Below are 18,030 nucleotides of genomic sequence, written 5' to 3' on the forward strand. Positions count from 1 at the left end.
GCAGGCGTCGCCGGGGCAGCGGCAGCCACCGCCGCCGCCGGTGCCGCCGTCGCCGCAGCAGGCGCACTGGCTGCAGCGGCCGGCGCAGTGCCGTGTCCTTGCGCCGCCGCGCCGGTCGCGGTGCCGGCCGGCAGCGCCGCGGCGCCCATCGGACGGAACGCCAGCATGCGCAGCAGCGCCATCTCGAACCCGGCGCGCGGGCTCGGCGCCAGGTACAGGTCGCGGCGCCCGTTCAGCGCCATCTGGTACCACAGTTGCACGATCTCCGGACGCAGGCGCTCGGCCAGCGGCGCCGGGTCCAGGCCATCCAGCGCGGGCGTGGCCGCGCCCGGCACCAGTTGCCGCACCTGGATGCGGTGCAGGGCCTCGGCCAGCGCCTCCAGCACCCCGCCCCAGTCGGGCGAGAATTCGGCCAGCCCGGCCACCACCTGCAGCAGCCGCTGCCCATCGGCATCGGCCAGCGCATCGAGCATCGCCCCGACCTGGGTGCGGTCGACCGTGCCCAGCATCGCCCGCACCACCTCGTCGCGTAGCGCGCCGCCGGCGTAGGCGATGGCCTGGTCAAGCAGCGACAGGCCATCGCGCAGGCTGCCGTCAGCGGCCTTGGCCAACTGCACGATCGCCGAGGCATCCACCTCGATCTGCTCGGCGGCCAGGATCTTGGTCATCTGCCCCTGGATCTGCTCCTCGTCCAGACGCTTGAGGTTGAACTGCAGGCAGCGCGACAGCACCGTCACCGGCAGCTTCTGCGGGTCGGTGGTGGCGAGCAGGAACTTCACGTGCTCCGGCGGCTCTTCCAGGGTCTTCAGCAGCGCGTTGAACGCCGCCTTGGAGAGCATGTGCACTTCGTCGATCAGGTAGACCTTGAACTTGCCGCGCGAGGGCATGTACTGCGCGTTCTCGATCACCTCGCGCACGTCGTCCACGCCGGTGTTGGACGCGGCGTCGATCTCCAGCAGGTCGATGTAGCGGCCGGCGTCGATGTCCAGGCAGGCCGCGCACTGGCCGCACGGGTCGGCGCTGGTGCCCTGCTCGCAGTTCAGCGACTTGGCGAAGATGCGCGCGATGGTGGTCTTGCCGACGCCGCGGGTGCCGGTGAACAGGAAGGCGTGGTGCACCCGGCCGCTGTCCAGCGCGTTGGTGAGCGCGCGGACCACATGCTCCTGCCCCACCAGCTCGGCGAAACGCTTGGGGCGCCACTTGCGGGCGAGAACGAGATAGGACATCAGGCGACCGTCTTCATCTGAACCGCCATTGTGCCACGCCGGGCCACCGCGATCGTTCAGTCGCCCGCTCAGCCGCCGTCCCGACGCGCGCCGCCTCCGGCGCAGGGCCGCCTGTGACGATGAACAGGGGCAAAGGTGACGCCGGTCAGCGCGGCCGCGGCGGCTCGCCTTGTGAACGGCGGCCATGACGGCTAGAATTCCCGCCCTTGCCCGGACCGCATGGCCCGCGCAAGACCCGGAGAGGTGTCCGAGTGGTTGAAGGAGCACGCCTGGAAAGTGTGTAAGCGTCTAAACCGCGCTTCGGGGGTTCGAATCCCCCTCTCTCCGCCAGATTCGAATGCGTTTCCCTCGCAGAGTTGCTTCGCCACTGGCGCAAGAACTCAAAGGGAAAGACCGCGCCACTGGCGCGGTTTCGTCTCTATGGTGGCCCCGTCGGCCCCTCGCGACGCTAGGTCGAAAACCCCGCCAGGGCCGGAAGGCAGCAACGGTATCGATCGACGCGGGCGCCGAGGTCAGCCGGCGGGGTTACCCCCCTCCCTTAGGACATCAGCGATCGACGGATGATCGCGCGCGCCGCTATCCGCGCGACGTCGCCTGCGCCTCCGGATGCAGCCAACCCGCATCGCCGTCGCGGTAGCGTTCGCGCTTCCAGATCGGCACGCGCGCCTTGACCTCGTCGATGACGTAGCGGCAGGCGTCGAACGCGGCACCGCGATGCGCAGCGACCACGCCCACCCACACCGCCAGGTCGCCGATCGCCAGTTCGCCGACGCGGTGCACGCAACGCAGGTCGAGGATGGCGAAACGGGCCAGGGCCTCGTCGACGATGCGTTGGCCCTCGGCCTCGGCCAGCGCGGCATAGGCCTCGTAGTGCAGGCCATCGACCGCGCGGCCGTCGTTGTGGTCGCGTACCCAGCCTTCGAAGCTGGCGTAGGCGCCGGCCTGGGCGTGCGCCAGCGGGGCGCGCAGTGTGGCGATGTCGAGCGGGTGGTCGGCCAGCCGGAAACGCGGTTCGGTGGACATGGCTCAGCCTCCCGAGACCGGCGGGATGAACACCACTTCGCTGCCGTCGCGCACCACCTCGTCCCAGCCGACGAAGGCGCCGTCCACGGCCACCCGCAACCGATCCAGCGGCCAGCGCAGGCCATGGCGGGCATCGAGTTCGGCATACAACGCGCGCAGGTCGGGCGCATCGGTGCGCACCTGTTCGCGCTCCAGGCCCGCGGCCTCGCGCAGGCTGGCGAAGTACAGCACGATCACTTCTGCGCTCATGCTACGCTCCCGACGTCGCGCTTGCCGCCACGCTTGCCGACCAGCCGCACCGGGCCGATGGTCATCGCGTGGGTCAGCGCCTTGCACATGTCGTAGACGGTCAGTGCGGCGACGCTGGCGCCGGTCAGCGCCTCCATCTCCACGCCGGTGCGGTGCACGGTGCGCACCGTGCATTCGATGCCCAGCACCTGCGGCGAGCGCCAGTCGATGGCGAAGCGGCAGCCGTCGATCGGCAGCGGATGGCAGAACGGAATCAGTTCGTGGGTGCGCTTGACCGCCATCGTGCCAGCGATCACCGCGGTGTCGACGATGCCGCCCTTGGCGCTGCGCAACGCATCGGCGCGCAATTGCGCGGCCACGGCCGCGGGAAAGCGCACCTGCGCCTCGGCGACTGCCACGCGCGCGGTGGCGGTCTTGGCGGAGACGTCGACCATCGTCGGCAGCCCCTGCGGGTCCAGGTGGGTCAGCGCCGGCGCGGCTGCGCGCACGGACGTAGCGGAGGTCTTCTTGGTCATGGACTGCGCTGCCGCTCCCACGGCGCGATCTTCAAGCGCCGCCGGGGATCGGCGTGCCCTGGTGGAACAGCATGCGCCATCGGCCGTCGCGATACTGCCAAAGCGAACTGCGCAGCGCCTGTCGCGGCGGTTCGCCACCGCCGCTGCGCTCACTGCGATAGCGCAGGTGCGCCAGGTCCGGGGCCAGCAGTTGCGCGTCGATGTCGAAGGTGCGGTAGCAAAATGCGCCCGACTCGGCCTGCAACGCCTGCAGCACCACCGCCTTGTCGAAACAGCGGCCGGAGGCGCCGAACTCGACGAAGGCGTCGTCGAGCAGTTCGGCCACGCGCTCGGCCGAAGCGCGTACCGCCGGCTCCAGCAATTCCAGCTCCAGCGCGACCAGCGCGTCTTGCACTGCGGCGTCCATCGCTCAACCGCCGATCAGGAACATTTCGACGTGCTTGCCGCGCGTGGCCGACGCCGCGCCGCGCAGTTCGCTGTAGCGATCGTCGCGGTGCTCCCACAGCGCGCGCACGCGCTCGGCCAGCGCCTCCTCGCCGCCGGCCAGCGCCGGCCGCAGGTCGGTGCCCTCGCCCGCGAACAGGCAGGTGTAGAGATGGCCATCGGCGGAAACGCGGGCGCGGTGGCAGTCGCCGCAGAACGGCGCGCTGACCGAAGTCACGAAGCCGATCTCGCCGCCGCCGTCGGCGAACGCATAGCGCGCGGCGACCTCGCCGGAATAGTGCGGCGCCAGCGCCTGCAGCGGCCAGCGCGCGGCGATGCGGTCGCGCAGCTCGGCAGCCGGCACCACCCGTTCGCGACGCCAGGCGTTGCAGGTGCCCACGTCCATGTATTCGATGAAGCGCAGCACGTGGCCGCTGCCGCGGAAATGCGCCAGCAACGGCAGCACCTGGTCGTCGTTGATGCCGCGCTGGACCACGCAGTTGAGCTTGACCGGCCCCAGTCCCGCCGCGACCGCCGCGTCGATGCCCTCCAGCACCTGCGCGATCTCGCCGCGGTCGCCGGACAACTTCCGGAACACCGCCGGCTCGATCGCATCCAGGCTGACCGTGACCCGGCGCAGGCCGGCCTCGCGCAAGGCCTGCGCGTGCCGCGCCAGCAGCGCGCCGTTGGTGGTCATGGCCAGATCGTCCACGCCGGGGATGCGCGCCAGCCGCCGCACCAGCTCGGGCAGATCGCGGCGCAGCAGCGGTTCGCCGCCGGTCAGGCGCAGCTTGGTGACGCCGTTGCGGACGAAGGCGCGGGCCAGGGTCTCCAATTGCGCGAACGACAGCCGCGATGCGGCGTCGAAGCCGTAATCGTCCGGCACCTTGTCGGCCGGCATGCAGTAGCCGCAGCGGAAGTTGCAGGCCTCGATCACCGACAGGCGCAGGTCGCGCAACGGCCGCCCGCGCCGGTCCGCCGGCGTCGCCGACGCGAACGGCGGGCGCGGCAGCGCGTTCATCCCGCCGGTACCTGCGGCGCGCGCGGCGCGGACAGCGCCACGCGCTCGCCCGGCCGCGCCACGCGGTGGCCGCGCACGCGCAGGGCCTCGGCATCGTCGTCGCTGGCGTAGTGGTAAAGCATGGTCCGTTGCAGCAGCTCGGCGGGGTATTCCCGCTCCAGGTCGTCGACCCCAGTATGCGACGGGTTGCCGTGAAGACCGCAGTCGTGGGCCACCAGTTCGCCGTCGCCGGCATACCGGTTCAGCATTTCCGGGATCGGCCGGGTATCTCCGCTCCACACCAGCGCGCCCTGCAGGCGCAGGCCGTAAGCAGTCTCCGGCCAGTGGTGACGCACCGGGAACACCTCCAGGCGCACGCCCTCGTGCCAGAACGCATCGCCCACCGCGATCAGCTGGAACGCGTCCCAGAAGTTGGCGCCGCCCTCGGCCAGCACGTTCGGATAGTCGGCCACGCGGCGGTGCAGCAGCGGCACCACCGTGGCCGGCACGTACAGGCGCACCTTGCCGCGGCGCGCGGAGAAATAGCTGTCCACGAACAGCCGCTCGAAGCCGGCGACGTGATCCAGGTGCACGTGGGTGACGAACAGCGCCTGCGGCATCGCGCGGTAGTGCGCCTGGTAGGCGGTCAGCCCCTCGCCGCCGCAGTCGATGGTCAGCCACGGCCGGCCATCGCACTCGATGGTGGCCATCGGCGAGCCCAGCGCCACCGCCGAGGCATTGCCCACGCCCTGGAAGCGCAGCGCCCAGTCCGTCATCAGTATCCGCGCTCCCAGGCCAGGTCGTAGGCGCGGCGCAGGCGCGCGTAGTCCTTCTCCACCGCATCGACGCTGCGCTCGCCGCGCAGCTTCAGCAGCGAGCGGCGCAACCGCTTGAGGTTGCGTTCGCGCCAGCGGGTGGCGGGAATGCGCAGCACGCCACGATCGAAATCGATCAGCCAGCCGCGGCCGTTGCCGTCAAACAGGATGTTCTGCGCATTGAGATCGGCGTGGTCGAGGCCGGCACGATGGAAGCGCGCGATCAGCCGCCCCGCTTCCTCCCACGGCGCGCCGCGGCCGGCCAGATGCGCGCGCTCGGCCAGCGAGCGCACGCCCTCCAGCCGCTCCATCAGGATCGCCGCGCGGTAACGCAGCCCCTGGCGCAGATAACAGGCCGCCAGCGGCCGCGGCACCGGCAGCTTGCGCGCGATCAGCGCGCGCATCAGCCGGAATTCGGCGAAGCTGCGGGTGCGGTCGGCGCCGGTCCACAGGTAGCGGTCGCGGACCAGCTTGGCGACCAGCCCACCGCGGCGGTACTGGCGCAGCACGCAACTGCCGAACGGCGCATCGACGAACCAGGCGCCGCCGCGGCCGCCGGCATCCACCGGGCGCGCACGTTCGCCCCAGGCGGCGGCGGAGAACAGCGTCGGTTCGGCTTGCCGCAGTCGTTCGCGGTCGAACAGAATGGCCCCGTAGCCGCGGCCCTCGCGGTACGGCGTCAGCGCTTCGGTGGCGTCGAATGCAACCATCCAGCGAGTCTAACAACACCATGCCGGCAACGCTCCCTTCGTTGTGCCTGTTGCGCCTGTCGGCGCTGGGGGACGTGACCCACGTGGTGCCGCTGGTGCGGACGCTGCAGCGCGCCTGGCCGCAGGCACCGGCGCTGCACTGGATCATCGACAAGGCCGGGCACAAGCTGCTGGACGGCCTGCCGGGCGTAGTGTTCCACTCCTACGACAAGCGCAGCGGCCTGGCCGGCATGCGCGCCTTGCGCCGTGCGCTGCCGGCACACGGCTTCGATGCGCTGCTGCAGATGCAGGTGGCGCTGCGCGCCAACGTGCTGTCGGCGTTCGTGCCGGCGCGCCGGCGCATCGGCTACGACCGCAGCCGCTCCAAGGACCTGCACGGCCTGTTCGTCAACGAACGCATCCCCGACCGCCCCGGCATCCACGTGCTGGAGGCGATCGGCAGCTTCTGCGAGCCGCTGGGGCTGCGCCAGACCGAGGTGCGCTGGGACCTGCCGGTGCCCGAGGACGCCCACGCCTGGGCGCGTGCGCAATGGCCCGAGGACGGCCGGCCGGCGCTGCTGATCTCGCCCTGCTCCAGCCACCAGCGTCGCAACTGGTATGCCGAGCGCTACGCCGCGGTGGCCGACCATGCCGCCGCGCAGGGCTGGCGGGTGGTGCTGTGCGGCGGCCGCAGTGCGCTGGAACGCAGCACCGCCGACGCCATCGTCGCCGCGGCGCGCATGCCAGTGCTCGACCTGGTCGGCCGCGACACGCTCAAGCAACTGCCGGCGCTGCTGCAGCGCGCCGCACTGGTGATGACACCCGACTCCGGCCCCATGCACATCGCCAACGCCATGGGCACCAAGGTGCTGGGCCTGCACGCGGCCAGCAACCCGCGCCGCAGCGGCCCGTATTCGGATATCCGCTACTGCGTGGACAAGTACGACGCGGCTGCGCGCAAATACCTGGGCAAGCCGGCCGCGCAGTTGAAGTGGGGCAGCAAGATCGAATTCGACGGCGTGATGGAACTGATCGGCGTGGACGATGCGATCGCCGCGTTCGAGCGCTACCGCGCCGACCACGGCCACTGAGGCCGGTTGCGGCGGCGCTGGCATCGCTCTACCATCCGCCGCGCGTCCTGCCGCCGACCCGGCCTGCAGGAGCCGCCGTAAGCGTTTACGTCAATCAACGCGCCAACTGCGCCGGATCCGTCCGGGGCTGTTTCCCGCCCGGGCCTGGCAGGCCGCTGGCGGGTGGCGCCTTCGATCGACCGGCTTACGGAGAGTCCGCAATGTCACGTTTTCCGCTGTTTTCCCGCAAGCTGTCCCCGCGCCACGCCGCCTGGGTGACCCCGCTGCTGCTGTCGGTGCTGATGACCTGCATCGTCTCGATGATCAGCACCCTGCGCAGCGTCGGGCTCGCGCCCGGTGTCGGCACGCTCTGGCTCGGCGCCTGGGCGCTGTCCTGGCTGGTCGCCTTCCCCACCCTGCTACTGGTCCTGCCGCTGGTGCGGCGCCTGACCGGCCTGTTGGTGGCACGCGACTGAGAAGCGCGGCGTTCCGGGAGGCGGCAACGCCTCCCGGTCAACGCCCTCACGCCGAGGCGTTGCGGTAGTCCTGGTAGGACTTCTCTTCCACGTAGCTGGAGCCCAGGGCCAGGTTGATGTCCTTCTTGAGCCGCGCGCGTTCGTCGTTTTCGTAGTACACGCTGCGCGCCAGCTTGATGAACTCCTCGTCGAAGGCCTGCGCCTTCTCCTTGATCCGGATCTCGTCCTCGATCACCCACAGGCGCTCGTTGACCGCCTTCAGCTCCACGCGCAGGCGCGCCACGTCGCCACCGGCGGCCGGATGCGCCATCCAGGTCTTTTCCAGCGCCGACAGTTCCGCGCGCACGTTGGCCAGCTTGCCCGGATCCTCGATGCGCTCGGACTTGATCTGCAGGATGGCGATCTTGTCGAGCAGTTCGCCGAAGGACACGGGCACCAGGATTTCGGACATGGCAGATACCAAAAACAGAAGTCGCGCCAGTGTAACGGCTCTGCCTTAAGACGGCGTCGGCGCTGCGTCGCGGCGGCGCGCCCGCCTGGAGCGGAGCACGGACGTCAGCGCGCCGCCGCGACGCCCGCCGGCACGTCCTGGATCAGATCGATCGCATCGTACGAAACGCCCGGACTGAGGAAACCCTGCCCGTGCTGACCGCTGGCGACGCTCAACGTCAGGTCGTTGCTCCCGACCTTCAACGCGGACAACGGGATGACGAAGCGATAGACGGTGTTGTTGCCGCGATAGGTTCCGACCGTCAGCGTGCGCGAGGTCGGTTGCTGCGACGCCGTGGGAACCGCCGCCTGCCACCCGCCGATCGCGGGCACCGGGCGCCCATGGAAAGCGGCGGTGGTGATGCCGATGCGCAACGTCGGCGGCGCCGCCGGCAGGCGCGCGAGCACGAAGCGCACGTGCAGCGCGTCGTTCACGTCCTGCCATTGATACGCAGGAAAGTCCTGCGCCGCTGACGACGCACCGACCGTGAACGGCGCGGTCCGCCAGTTCGCCATGCGCACGTCCGACGGGTGCATGGTCGTCACCTTGTCGCCATTCAAGAACTCGCGCGGCGAGCCGTCCCAGCGCCCGATCCGCCACAACGCCGGCACGGCGTCCGGATCGTCGGCGCGCAGCGTCCCGGTGGCCACGGCACGGCCTGCCGCCACGGTGGCCTCGCCCTGCGCGACGGCCAGTTCGTTCTTGTAGAGCGTCACCCGGTAGACGCCCGGCAGCATGCCGCTGCGTTCGAAACGCCCGTCCGCGCCGACGCCGGTCCAGTACTGCGCCTGCGCCGAGGCGAAACCCACCGTGTAGGCAAAGGCGGGATCGAGGCCGCGTGCCGTACCGGCCACCGCGCCGCGCGCCGCCGGCGGCACGTAACCGTCCAGGCCCGCACCGGCGAACCAGCCGGTATCGACCGGCCCCGGCGGTGCGCCATCGGTGAAGACCAGCGTATAGGCATCGAGGACGCCGGTGCGGAACGGCTCGGTCTGGCCTTCGCCGTAATTGACGATGTAGGTCAGTTCCTGGTCGACGGTGCCCTGGTCCAGCAGACTGCGGTAGAACGGGCCGCCGGAGCCGCCCTCGTTGTCGTCGCGCACCATCCACATCCCGACATGCGCACCGGTCGCGCCGAAGTAGCGCCAGTCGAGCAGCCGCATGTTGGAATAGTGTTTCGAGCGGGTCTGCCCGTCCGGGCGGGCGAACACATCGTGCGCCTCGATGGTCCGGTCGGTCCCGTGCAGGTCTGCGGGTTCGGGACCATGCGGGAGCAGCGCCCAGGGCACGCGCACGACGAAGCGCAGCAGCCCGGGCTTCGGTTCGCTGCCGAAGCGGTCGGCCATGTAGATGCGCGGCTCGCCGCGCCGGGCCAGGTAATAGTGGACCAGATCGCCCGAGCGCACCGTCACCCGGATCGTGTCGGCATCGAGCTGTCGCGCCTCGACGGCGACCGGCCCGGCATCCGCGTAGAGGCCGGCGAAACCCGAGTTGACGTGGCTGTCCTTGGCCGGATCCTGGTACTCGACGCCATGCCAGCGCAGCGAACACAGGCCGCCCGCGCTCTGCAATCCACTGCGGCCGGCGATGCGCCGCACGGCAAAGGTCAGCCCCGCACCGGTGTCGACGACATAGGCATCCGGGCGTTCGCTGAGCCCGAACCCTGCCGCGCGCACGGACGCCGGGGAGTGCGGCAGCGGCGCCGCAGCGCCGCGCTGGGCCGTGGCACCGACCGCGGCAAACAGCAGGATGCACATCGTGATGACGGCGGAACACCGACGCGATCCTGGGCGCCCAGCTGCACTCGCCGTTTTCATCGCCTGTGCGCGCTGCAACGCCCAGGTGACGCAGGGACGCGCGTCGGCATGTCGATCCGCACGCTCGAAGCCAACTCGACTGTCCATTGCGCCAATGCCGAAACCAGGGGGCGACAGCATGCGAACACGGCCGCTGGACGATGGATGAACCGGGAGAACCGGCTTGTCCGACGCAGGGTGGGAGCGCCTGCACGCGACGGCATCCAGGCTCGACGACGCACCGCATCGGCGAGCCAGGCGGCCGCATCACCCGTGGCGAGGCAGGATCGGTCCAAGCGGCGAACGCAACGGGGGCACGCCACGCCCAGAGGCTGTGGTGATTGCCCTGCGACAGGGCGGCCCGATGCACAGCATGCTGGCTTACCGCCGCGCACGAACCGTTGAGGCATCATCGCGGCGCGGGGACACGGGGGTTGATCGGGGCTACCGCCAAGCGCGGATGGCATCGCCAGCGGCGTTTGCCGGCCCGGCGCGGAGCAGGGACATGCCCTGGAGACGCGGCCTCGCGGAAGCGCGAGACGCGAGAACTGGCGGGAAGGGGGGGATTCGAACCCCCGAGGCGCTATAAACGCCTGCCTGATTTCGAGTCAGGTACATTCAACCACTCTGCCACCTTCCCGGGTGGTCCCCGGCGGACCGGGGGCGTGCATCATACGGTTCCCGCCGCGCGCGGACAAGCGGCCCGGCGCGGAGGCCCCGCAAGCCCCCGGCGGCGCGGGGCGATGAACCCCGCCTGCTTGGCGCCGCGCGCGGCGATTGCCTGATCCGCGCGCGACCGCGATGATGCCCGTCGACCCCAGAAAACACCGGCCGGCCGCAGGCGCGCAATGATCGAATTCGGACACCTCACCCACGTCGGCCTGCGCCGCGACCTCAACGAGGACACCTACTACGGCGACCACGAGTTGGGGCTGTGGCTGGTGGCCGACGGCATGGGCGGCCACGCCTGCGGCGAGGTCGCCAGCGCCCTGGCGCGCGAGGCCATCGTCCGTGAAGTGCGCGGCGGCACCGCGCTGGCGCAGGCCATCCGCATCGCCGACGAGGAAATCATCCGCGCCTCGCAGCGCCGCAACGACACCCTGCCGATGGGCACCACAGTGGTGGCCGCGCGGGTGCAGGGCAACCGCTTCGAGGTCGCCTGGGTCGGCGACAGCCGCGCCTATCTGTGGCGCGACGGCAAGCTGGCCCAGCTCAGCCAGGACCACAGCTACGTGCAGGAACTGATCGCGCAAGGCGCGCTCACCGCCGAGCAGGCCCGCGCGCATCCGCACCGCAACGTGGTCACCCAGGCGCTGGGCGTCACCGATCCGCAGCACCTCAACGTGGCCACGATGACCGGCGAACTGCGCCCGGGCATGCGCCTGCTGCTGTGCAGCGACGGGCTCACCGAGGAAGTGGACGATGCCGGCCTGGCCAACGCGCTGGGCCACGACGACTGCAGCGCGCAGGAGTGCGTGGACATGCTGGTCGCTGCCGCACTCGACGAAGGCGGCTCGGACAACATCACTGCAATCCTGGTGCGCTGTCACTGAATTCGGTGCGGCGCGGCGGCGGCTCCGGTCGCGCAAACGACTTCAGGGCACTGCTGGGCACTTGCATTCTTCACGCTCAAGCCGGCCAGGCTACCCTGTAGGAGCGGCTTCAGCCGCGATGGAGCCTTCCCGGGAACGCCCCATCGCGGCTGAAGCCGCTCCTACAAGATACGTCCGGTGGTTATTGGAGGCACCCTTCAGCCGGCCACCGCGTCCGCCACGACCGGCTCGGCCTCGTCCCACAGCGCGCGGCCGGCCTTCTTGCGCAGCTTCTCCAGCCGCGACTGGTGCGCTTCCAGCTCCGAGGCGGTCGGCAACACCCGCGGCCGCGGCAGCAGCATGGTCATGTCGAACGCCGGCCCCTGCGCCGCCGCACGCCCGGCGCCGTCCTCGGCCAGGGCGAAGCCGATCTCCTCCTGGCCGGAGGTCAGTGCGATGTAGACGTCGCTGAGGATCTGCGCATCGAGCAGCGCGCCGTGCAGTTGCCGGTGCGAGTTGTCCACGCCCAGCCGCTTGCACAGCGCGTCCAGCGAATTGCGCTGGCCGGGGAAGCGCTCGCGCGCCAGCAGCAAGGTGTCGATCACCGTGGCGCGGTCGAGGATGCGGCCGTAGGACTCGCCCAGCCGCGACAGTTCGTAATCCAGAAAGCCCAGGTCGAACGAGGCGTTGTGGATGATCAGCTCGGCGCCGTCGATGAACTCCAGGAATTCGTCGACCACCTCGTGGAATTCCGGCTTGTCGGCAAGAAAATCCAGGGTCAGGCCGGTGACTTCCTGCGCGCCGGGTTCGAAATCGCAGTCGGGGCGCAGGTAGCGATGGAAGTTGCGCCCGCTGGGGCGGCGTTCGAGCAGTTCCACCGCGCCGATTTCGACGACGCGGTTGCCCTTCTTCCATTCCAGGCCAGTGGTTTCGGTATCGAGGATGATCTGACGCATGGGACTCGCAGCGGAAAAGGGAGACGGGATCAAGGCGCGACCACGGCGCCACCGGCGCGCACGTGCAGGGCCTGGTTGCGCGCCAGCTGGTCGACCCGCTCGTTGTCCGGATCGCCGTTGTGGCCCTTGACCCAGCGCCAGTCGATCGTATGCCGCTGCGCCGCGGCGTGCAGCCGCTCCCACAGATCACGGTTCTTGACCGGATCGCCGCCAGCGGTCTTCCACTGCCGCCGCACCCAGCCCGGCATCCATTCGGTGATGCCCTGGCGCACGTACTGCGAGTCGGTGTGCAGCACGATCTGGCAGGGCTCGTTGAGCGTCTCCAGGGCCATGATCGCGGCCATCAGTTCCATGCGGTTGTTGGTGGTGTGCGCCTCGGCGCCGGCCACCTCGCGCTCCAGCCCCTTGTAGCGCAGCAGCGCGGCCCAGCCGCCGGGGCCGGGATTGCCGAGGCAGGCGCCATCGGTATGGATGTCGACAGTCTTCATGAAACTCCGTGTTCAGATCGAAGCGACCGAGCCGCGCCAGCGGACCGGCGCGCGCAGCGGAATGGGACCGATGCCGGCGGCGGTGCGTTTTTCCGCCTGCAGCATGCAGACCGCGCGCAGCGGCGCGGTGGAGGTGGCCGGGCCGACGCCGCCGCGGGTCGGCCACACCGGCCCGAGATAGCGCAACTGCTCCACGCACGGCAGGCCGACCTGTTCCAGCAGGCCGCGCCAACTGCCCGGCGGGCGCGCCACCAGGCCCTGGCGGCGCCAGCGCAGCCTGTACGGGCTCATCGCGTTGAGCGCGAACAGCCACACGCGGCCGCCCGGCATCAGGATGCGCTCGCATTCCTCCAGCAGTTCCGCCGCGTCGGCGGCGAGCACGTGCTGCAGGACGATGGCGTTCACGCTCTCCGACGGCAGCGGCAGCGGCAGCGTGCACACCAGGTCGCCGGCATAGCCGCGGGCGCTGCGGTGCAGGCGCACGCCCCGCCCCGGCAGCTCGCGCCCGGGAGGCGGCAGCGGCACCGGCGCCAGCCACAGCCAGGGCTGCGCGGGGCGCTTGAGCAGGGCATCGAGGATCAGCGGCTGCTCGGCCTGGAGCAACGCCTGCGCCCCGGCCGTATCAAACCAGGATGAGACGTTGGCTTGACGAGGGAGCGACACGGCAGGCATGGTGCCAATTCTATGCGACTGATCGCCCTGCCCGCATTCCAGGATAACTACATCTGGGCGATCGCCACGGATGACGGGCGTGCGTTGCTGGTCGATCCAGGCCAGGCCGAACCGGTCCTGGAGGCCGCTGCGCAAGGCCTGCAGCCGGCCGCCATCCTGCTCACCCACCACCACGACGACCATATCGGCGGCGTGGCGGCGCTGCGCGAACGCTGGCCGGACATCCCGGTGTACGCGCCGGACGACCCGCGGATCGCTGGATTTTCGTGCGAGCGGGTCGGCGACGGCGATGTCGTGAAGGTGCTGGACTGGCAGTTCGATACCCTGTCCGTCCCCGGCCACACCCGCTCGCACCTGGCCTATGTCGGCCACGGTCACCTGTTCAGCGGCGATACGCTGTTCAGCCTGGGCTGTGGGCGCATGTTCGAAGGTACGCCCTCCCAGATGTTGGGTTCGCTGCAGCGCCTGTCCGCCCTCCCGGGGCAGACGCTGGTCTGCTGCGGACACGAATACACCTTGGCCAATGCGGCATTCGCCGTCACGGTCGATCCCACCAACGCTGCCCTGCGGCAGCGCCATCAGGAAGCCCAGGCCATGCGTCACGCTGCCCGACCCACCGTTCCCGTCACCCTCGCCAGCGAACTGGCGACCAATCCGTTCCTGCGTACCGCCTCGGCGGCGATCCAGCAGGCGATCGGCGCCCGGCTCGGCCGGGGGGTGTCCGACGAAGTGGAAGTCTTCGCCGAATTGAGGCGCTGGAAAGACGATTTCCGCGCATGAGGGCGCTGGCGTTGACGGCGGCGCTGACGCTGGCGATGGCGTCGGCGGCGCCCGCCGCGGCGGCCGCGACCCCGCTTGCGGCCGCACTCGAGCAGACCGTGGCCGGCCTGAATGGTCTGCCGACGGATGCGGCGGCACTGCCGCCGCCCACCACCCGTAACGGGCACGACATCCTCGCCCGCTTCCGCGACGGCCTGGCCGACGCGCGTTGCGATGCCGGTGCCACCGATGCGCGCTGGCAGCAGCAGTTCTCGCGCGCCCCCTCGCGCCTGGCCGACGAGGACGAGGACGTGCTGCCGCTGTTCGGCTACGTGGTCGACGAACTGCGCGCGGCCAACCTGCCGACCGAGTTCGCGCTGATCCCGTTCGTGGAGAGCGGCTACCGTCCGGCCGCGCGCAACAGCGGCGGCCCGGCCGGCCTGTGGCAGTTCATCCCCGGCACCGCGCGCAACCACGACGTTCCGCTGGAAAACGGCTACGACGGCCGCCTGTCCGCGGTCGACTCCACCCGCGCCGCGGTGCGCTACCTGAAGACCCTGCACGGCATGTTCGGCGGCGACTGGCGCCTGGCGATCATGGCCTACAACGCCGGCGAGTACCGCGTGCTGCAGTCGATGCGCCGCGCCGGCATGAACGCGCAGAACGCGCAGCCGGACAAGCTGCCCGGGCTGTCTTCGGTCACCTATGCCTATGTCGAGAAGCTGCACGCGCTGGCCTGCGTGCTGGAACAGGCGCAGACCCGCGACGAATGGATGGCCTCGCTGGACCGCGACGTGCCGATCCTGCAGGCGCAGACCCTGCCCGCCGGCATGGCGCTGGACGAGTGGGCACGGCGCCAGGCGCTGCAGGGCAACCAGCTCGCCCGGCTGAATCCGGCCCTGGGCACCGGCCGCGGCGCCAAGCGCGCACTGCCGGTGCTGGCACCGCGCAGCGTGGGCGGCCCGGTGCTGGCCCAGCAGGACACCGCACTGCCCACGCAGGACACCGCACTGCCCACGCAGGACGACGCTCCGGTTGTCGCCACCGTGGCCAGCGCCGACGACAGCCCCGCGCCGAGCCGCGCCACCCGCGCTGGCGCACGCTCCCGCCACACCCACACCGTGCGCGACGGCGACACCGCCTGGAACATCGCCAAGCGCTACGGCATCACCGTGCAGGCGCTGCTGATGAAGAACGGCCTGTCCGCACGCAGCGTGCTGCGTCCAGGCATGGTGCTGAGCTACGAGGACTGAGCGCTCCCGCTTCGGCGGGACGACGTCCGGAACACGCTGCAACGCCCGAGGACATGCAGCCGCGTCGCGGGAATGACCACGACCCGAGCGGCGCCTGACACGACGCGAACCTCTGCGAGCCTGGCGCCTCACCGCGCCCAGCGCCTGCGGCAGCCCGCGCACTGCCCGACGGGCAGGACGCTTTGCCTCGATCGCAGCCAGCTTGCACAGCGCCTCGCGCCCAGCGAACGATGGCGGCCGCTGCCGCCCTTCGTGCCCACCCAACCTGCCAGCCGGCGCACGCCCTGTGCGTGCGCGCACATTGCCGCACGCTGTGCGCGGCAAGACGCACACGTTGATGCCACTCTGAAACGCAACAGGCCCGGCAATGCCGGGCCTGTTGCGTGACAGCACGTATCGACGGCGCCGCTGTTACAGCTGCGACTCCTGCACGCTGATCTTGAAGTGCTTGCGCATCGCATCGACGTAGGCCTTGGCATCGGCCTCGCCTTCGATGCGCGCCAGCTGCTGCTGGAACATCGTCTGCTGCTCGGCCGGCACCTTGCTCAGATCGCCCGGCGTGACCTTGGTGACGGCAAACAGCGCATAGCGCTTGCCCACCGTGCCCGGCGCGGCAGGCAACTCGACCTTGCCCACCGAGGGCTTGCCGTCGGCCGGCTGCGGCGCGCTGAAGATCGCCTGGCTGGCCTGTGCGCTCGGCATCGGCACGTTGCGCGGCAGCCCGGGCATCGGGTTGATCTGCAGCTTCTCCGGGCCAGCCAAGGCCTGCAGCGTTTCGCCCTTGCGCAGGCGCGCCAGCAGCGCGTCGGCCTTGGCGGCGGCGGCCTTGGCGGTGCGATCGGCATGCACCGCGGCGACGACCTGCTCATGCACCTTGGCCAGCGGCTGGATCTGCTCCGGCTGGTGCTGGGTCACGCGGATCAGCACGCTGTGGTTCGGCCCCAGGTTGATCGGGTCGCTGACCGTGCCGTCCTGCACCAGGGTGTCGGAGAACGCGGCGCGCAGCACCGCCGGCTGCGCAGCGATGCCGCTGGCGTTTGCGCGCGAGAACGGCCCCAGCGTCTGCACCGGCAGGCCCACTTCCTTCGCCGCCGAGGCCAGCGCGGTCGGGTTCTTGTAGACCAGGTCCACCAGCTTGCCGCTCAGGTCGCTGAAGGCCTTCTCGCTGTCGGCCTTCAGTTGCTCGCTGGCGAGTTGGTCGCGCACCTGCTCGAACGACTTGCCTTCGCCGCCCTTGACCTGGCGCAGCTGGATCACGTGATAGCCGAACTCGCTCTTGATCGGGCCGACGATCTCGCCGGGCTTCATCGCGAACAGCGCATCCTCGAACGGCTTCACCATCACGCCCTTCTCCACCCAGCCCAGATCGCCGCCGGCGTTCTTGGAACCGGGATCGTCGGAGTTGGCGCGGGCCAGCGCGGCGAAATCGGCGCCGGGCTGCTTGGCTTCGGCCGCCAGCTTGGCGGCCTTGGCCTCGGCCGCCTTCTGCGAGGCCGCGTCCTTGCCGGCGCTGATCAGGATGTGCGATGCCAGCCGCTGGTCGGGCTCGACGAAGCGCGCCTTCTCGTCGTCGTAGCGCTTGCGCAGCGTCGCCTCATCGGCCGGCTTGACCGGCGGCAGGTTGGCCGCGTTGAGGTCGACGTACTCGATCGTCACGGTTTCCGGCTGCTTGAAGTCGGACTTGTGCGAGTCGTACCACTGCTGCACCTGCGCGTCGCTGACCGGCGCGGTGTCGGCCGGCATCTCCGGCAACAGCGCCATCTCCACGTCGCGGGTTTCGCCCAGCATCTTCAGCAGGCGATCGGTCTCCTGCTTGGTGGCGAACGCCGATTCGGCGATGCCGGACGGAATCACCGACTGCTGCAGCGCATCGCGCACCAGCTGCTGGAACATGGTCGGCGTGCGCGGCGGCGTACCCGAGGCCAGGGCCAGGCGGTAGCGCTCCGGATCGAACTTGCCGTCGTTCTGGAACGCAGGCATGGAGCTGATGTAATCGCGCACTGCGGCATCGCCGATGACCACGCCGGCGCGCTCGGCCGACAACTTCGCCACCTGCTCGTCGATCAATTGATCGAGCAGCTTGCGCTTGTTGTCGATGCTTTCGAACGCACGCGGATCGAAGTTCTCGCCCTGCTGCTCGCGCGCCTGGATGCGCGCCTGCTCGAAGCGGGTACGGAACTGCTCCGTGCTCACTTCGTGGTGCTGCCACAGCAGCGACACCGGCCACCACGACGGCGCCGACGACCACCACGACGGCGGCGCCTGCACCTTGGCGACATTGTTGGCACCGACGCCACCGAGGTAGCTGTTGTCGATGACGAACAGGAACGGAATCATCAACAGACCGATGATCGCGGTGGCGATCCAGCCCGAGGTCTTTTCGCGAAGTTTCTGCAGCATTGGGAACCGACGGCCTATTGGCGAGCCGCGCAGTTTAACCCGCTTCACGCCTTGCGGCAGAACCGGCGGCCCGGCAACCCGCGCCGCTCATGCGCCGCGGTGGCAATCGGGGGCGAACACCAGCGCGTTGCGGAAAAAAAGAAACCCCCGATCGCTCGGGGGTTTCGCGTACAAATGGCGGAGTGGACGGGACTCGAA

The 18,030-nt window shown here is 70.2% G+C and carries 19 protein-coding genes, 2 tRNA genes and 1 other RNA gene; 7 read left to right on the forward strand and 15 right to left on the reverse strand.

Features of this window, described 5'->3' with window-relative positions:
• On the reverse strand, positions 1–1,226 hold a 1,226-nt coding region (dnaX, locus tag J7357_RS18340; protein WP_209248693.1), incomplete at its 3' end, for a DNA polymerase III subunit gamma/tau.
• Between the two features lie 237 nt (positions 1,227–1,463).
• Here dnaX and J7357_RS18345 point away from each other — a divergent pair.
• Positions 1,464–1,556 (forward strand) — tRNA-Ser (locus J7357_RS18345).
• Between the two features lie 99 nt (positions 1,557–1,655).
• Positions 1,656–1,752, forward strand: an RNA gene (gene ffs / locus J7357_RS18350) — signal recognition particle sRNA small type.
• 50 nt (positions 1,753–1,802) lie between these two features.
• Here ffs and J7357_RS18355 read toward each other — a convergent pair.
• From J7357_RS18355 to J7357_RS18385, 7 genes are read right to left on the reverse strand one after another with little or no spacing between them, the layout of a single operon-like run.
• On the reverse strand, positions 1,803–2,249 hold the full coding sequence (locus tag J7357_RS18355; RefSeq protein ID WP_209248695.1) for a molybdenum cofactor biosynthesis protein MoaE: 447 nt from the start codon (positions 2,247–2,249) through the stop codon (positions 1,803–1,805).
• 3 nt (positions 2,250–2,252) lie between these two features.
• Positions 2,253–2,498 carry a MoaD/ThiS family protein gene (locus J7357_RS18360; RefSeq protein ID WP_209248697.1) on the reverse strand — a complete coding sequence of 82 codons (246 nt, stop codon included), beginning with the start codon at positions 2,496–2,498 and terminating at the stop codon, positions 2,253–2,255.
• Positions 2,495–3,013: a cyclic pyranopterin monophosphate synthase MoaC gene (moaC, locus tag J7357_RS18365; RefSeq protein WP_209248699.1), complete on the reverse strand. Its 519-nt coding sequence runs from the start codon at positions 3,011–3,013 to the stop codon at positions 2,495–2,497. Before moaC ends, J7357_RS18360 begins: the two co-directional genes overlap by 4 nt.
• Before the next feature lie 31 nt (positions 3,014–3,044).
• Positions 3,045–3,419: a DUF4440 domain-containing protein gene (locus tag J7357_RS18370; RefSeq protein WP_209248701.1), complete on the reverse strand. Its 375-nt coding sequence runs from the start codon at positions 3,417–3,419 to the stop codon at positions 3,045–3,047.
• A 3-nt stretch (positions 3,420–3,422) separates the two neighbouring features.
• Positions 3,423–4,457: a GTP 3',8-cyclase MoaA gene (gene moaA / locus J7357_RS18375; RefSeq protein WP_209248703.1), complete on the reverse strand. Its 1,035-nt coding sequence runs from the start codon at positions 4,455–4,457 to the stop codon at positions 3,423–3,425.
• Positions 4,454–5,212 carry an MBL fold metallo-hydrolase gene (locus tag J7357_RS18380; protein ID WP_209248705.1) on the reverse strand — a complete coding sequence of 253 codons (759 nt, stop codon included), beginning with the start codon at positions 5,210–5,212 and terminating at the stop codon, positions 4,454–4,456. The genes moaA and J7357_RS18380 overlap by 4 nt, the downstream gene beginning before the upstream one ends.
• Entirely contained in the window at positions 5,212–5,961 is a 750-nt protein-coding gene (locus J7357_RS18385) for a 3-deoxy-D-manno-octulosonic acid kinase (RefSeq protein ID WP_209248707.1), read from the reverse strand. Before J7357_RS18385 ends, J7357_RS18380 begins: the two co-directional genes overlap by 1 nt.
• Before the next feature lie 20 nt (positions 5,962–5,981).
• On the opposite strand from J7357_RS18385, the gene J7357_RS18390 reads away from it, so the two are divergent.
• Complete coding sequence (locus J7357_RS18390; protein WP_209248769.1) at positions 5,982–7,031, forward strand: glycosyltransferase family 9 protein; 1,050 nt, start codon at positions 5,982–5,984, stop codon at positions 7,029–7,031.
• Between the two features lie 200 nt (positions 7,032–7,231).
• Positions 7,232–7,486 (forward strand): DUF2798 domain-containing protein, encoded by a 255-nt coding sequence (locus J7357_RS18395; protein ID WP_209248709.1) that lies wholly within the window; start codon positions 7,232–7,234, stop codon positions 7,484–7,486.
• A 46-nt stretch (positions 7,487–7,532) separates the two neighbouring features.
• On the opposite strand, the gene J7357_RS18400 is transcribed toward J7357_RS18395, so the two are convergent.
• From J7357_RS18400 to J7357_RS18410, 3 genes are all read right to left on the reverse strand, one after another.
• Positions 7,533–7,937: a DUF6165 family protein gene (locus tag J7357_RS18400; protein WP_209248710.1), complete on the reverse strand. Its 405-nt coding sequence runs from the start codon at positions 7,935–7,937 to the stop codon at positions 7,533–7,535.
• Between the two features lie 104 nt (positions 7,938–8,041).
• Positions 8,042–9,733, reverse strand: a complete 1,692-nt coding sequence (locus J7357_RS18405; RefSeq protein ID WP_209248712.1) for a rhamnogalacturonan lyase B N-terminal domain-containing protein — start codon at positions 9,731–9,733, stop codon at positions 8,042–8,044.
• Between the two features lie 588 nt (positions 9,734–10,321).
• Positions 10,322–10,412: transfer RNA gene (locus tag J7357_RS18410), tRNA-Ser, on the reverse strand.
• 208 nt (positions 10,413–10,620) lie between these two features.
• Here J7357_RS18410 and J7357_RS18415 point away from each other — a divergent pair.
• Positions 10,621–11,325, forward strand: a complete 705-nt coding sequence (locus tag J7357_RS18415) for a protein phosphatase 2C domain-containing protein (protein WP_017907821.1) — start codon at positions 10,621–10,623, stop codon at positions 11,323–11,325.
• A gap of 197 nt (positions 11,326–11,522) precedes the next feature.
• Here the strand turns inward: J7357_RS18415 and dnaQ are convergent, their stop codons facing one another.
• From dnaQ to J7357_RS18430, 3 genes are read right to left on the reverse strand one after another with little or no spacing between them, the layout of a single operon-like run.
• Positions 11,523–12,260 (reverse strand): DNA polymerase III subunit epsilon, encoded by a 738-nt coding sequence (dnaQ, locus tag J7357_RS18420; protein WP_209248714.1) that lies wholly within the window; start codon positions 12,258–12,260, stop codon positions 11,523–11,525.
• Positions 12,261–12,289: 29 nt separating this feature from the next.
• Complete coding sequence (gene rnhA, locus J7357_RS18425; RefSeq protein WP_010341132.1) at positions 12,290–12,748, reverse strand: ribonuclease HI; 459 nt, start codon at positions 12,746–12,748, stop codon at positions 12,290–12,292.
• Positions 12,749–12,760: 12 nt separating this feature from the next.
• Complete coding sequence (locus J7357_RS18430) at positions 12,761–13,420, reverse strand: hypothetical protein (protein WP_209248716.1); 660 nt, start codon at positions 13,418–13,420, stop codon at positions 12,761–12,763.
• A gap of 12 nt (positions 13,421–13,432) precedes the next feature.
• Here J7357_RS18430 and gloB point away from each other — a divergent pair, with 12 nt between their 5' ends.
• Entirely contained in the window at positions 13,433–14,200 is a 768-nt protein-coding gene (gloB, locus tag J7357_RS18435) for a hydroxyacylglutathione hydrolase (RefSeq protein WP_209229023.1), read from the forward strand.
• Positions 14,197–15,432, forward strand: coding sequence for a lytic transglycosylase domain-containing protein (locus J7357_RS18440; protein WP_209248718.1), 1,236 nt, complete (start codon positions 14,197–14,199; stop codon positions 15,430–15,432). The genes gloB and J7357_RS18440 overlap by 4 nt, the downstream gene beginning before the upstream one ends.
• 411 nt (positions 15,433–15,843) lie before the next feature.
• Here J7357_RS18440 and J7357_RS18445 read toward each other — a convergent pair whose 3' ends face one another.
• Entirely contained in the window at positions 15,844–17,832 is a 1,989-nt protein-coding gene (locus tag J7357_RS18445; RefSeq protein ID WP_209248720.1) for a peptidylprolyl isomerase, read from the reverse strand.
• Positions 17,833–18,030: the final 198 nt, after the last annotated feature.

Source organism: Xanthomonas sp. D-109 (assembly GCF_017746095.1).
GTDB classification, from domain to species: Bacteria; Pseudomonadota; Gammaproteobacteria; order Xanthomonadales; family Xanthomonadaceae; genus Xanthomonas_A; species Xanthomonas_A sacchari.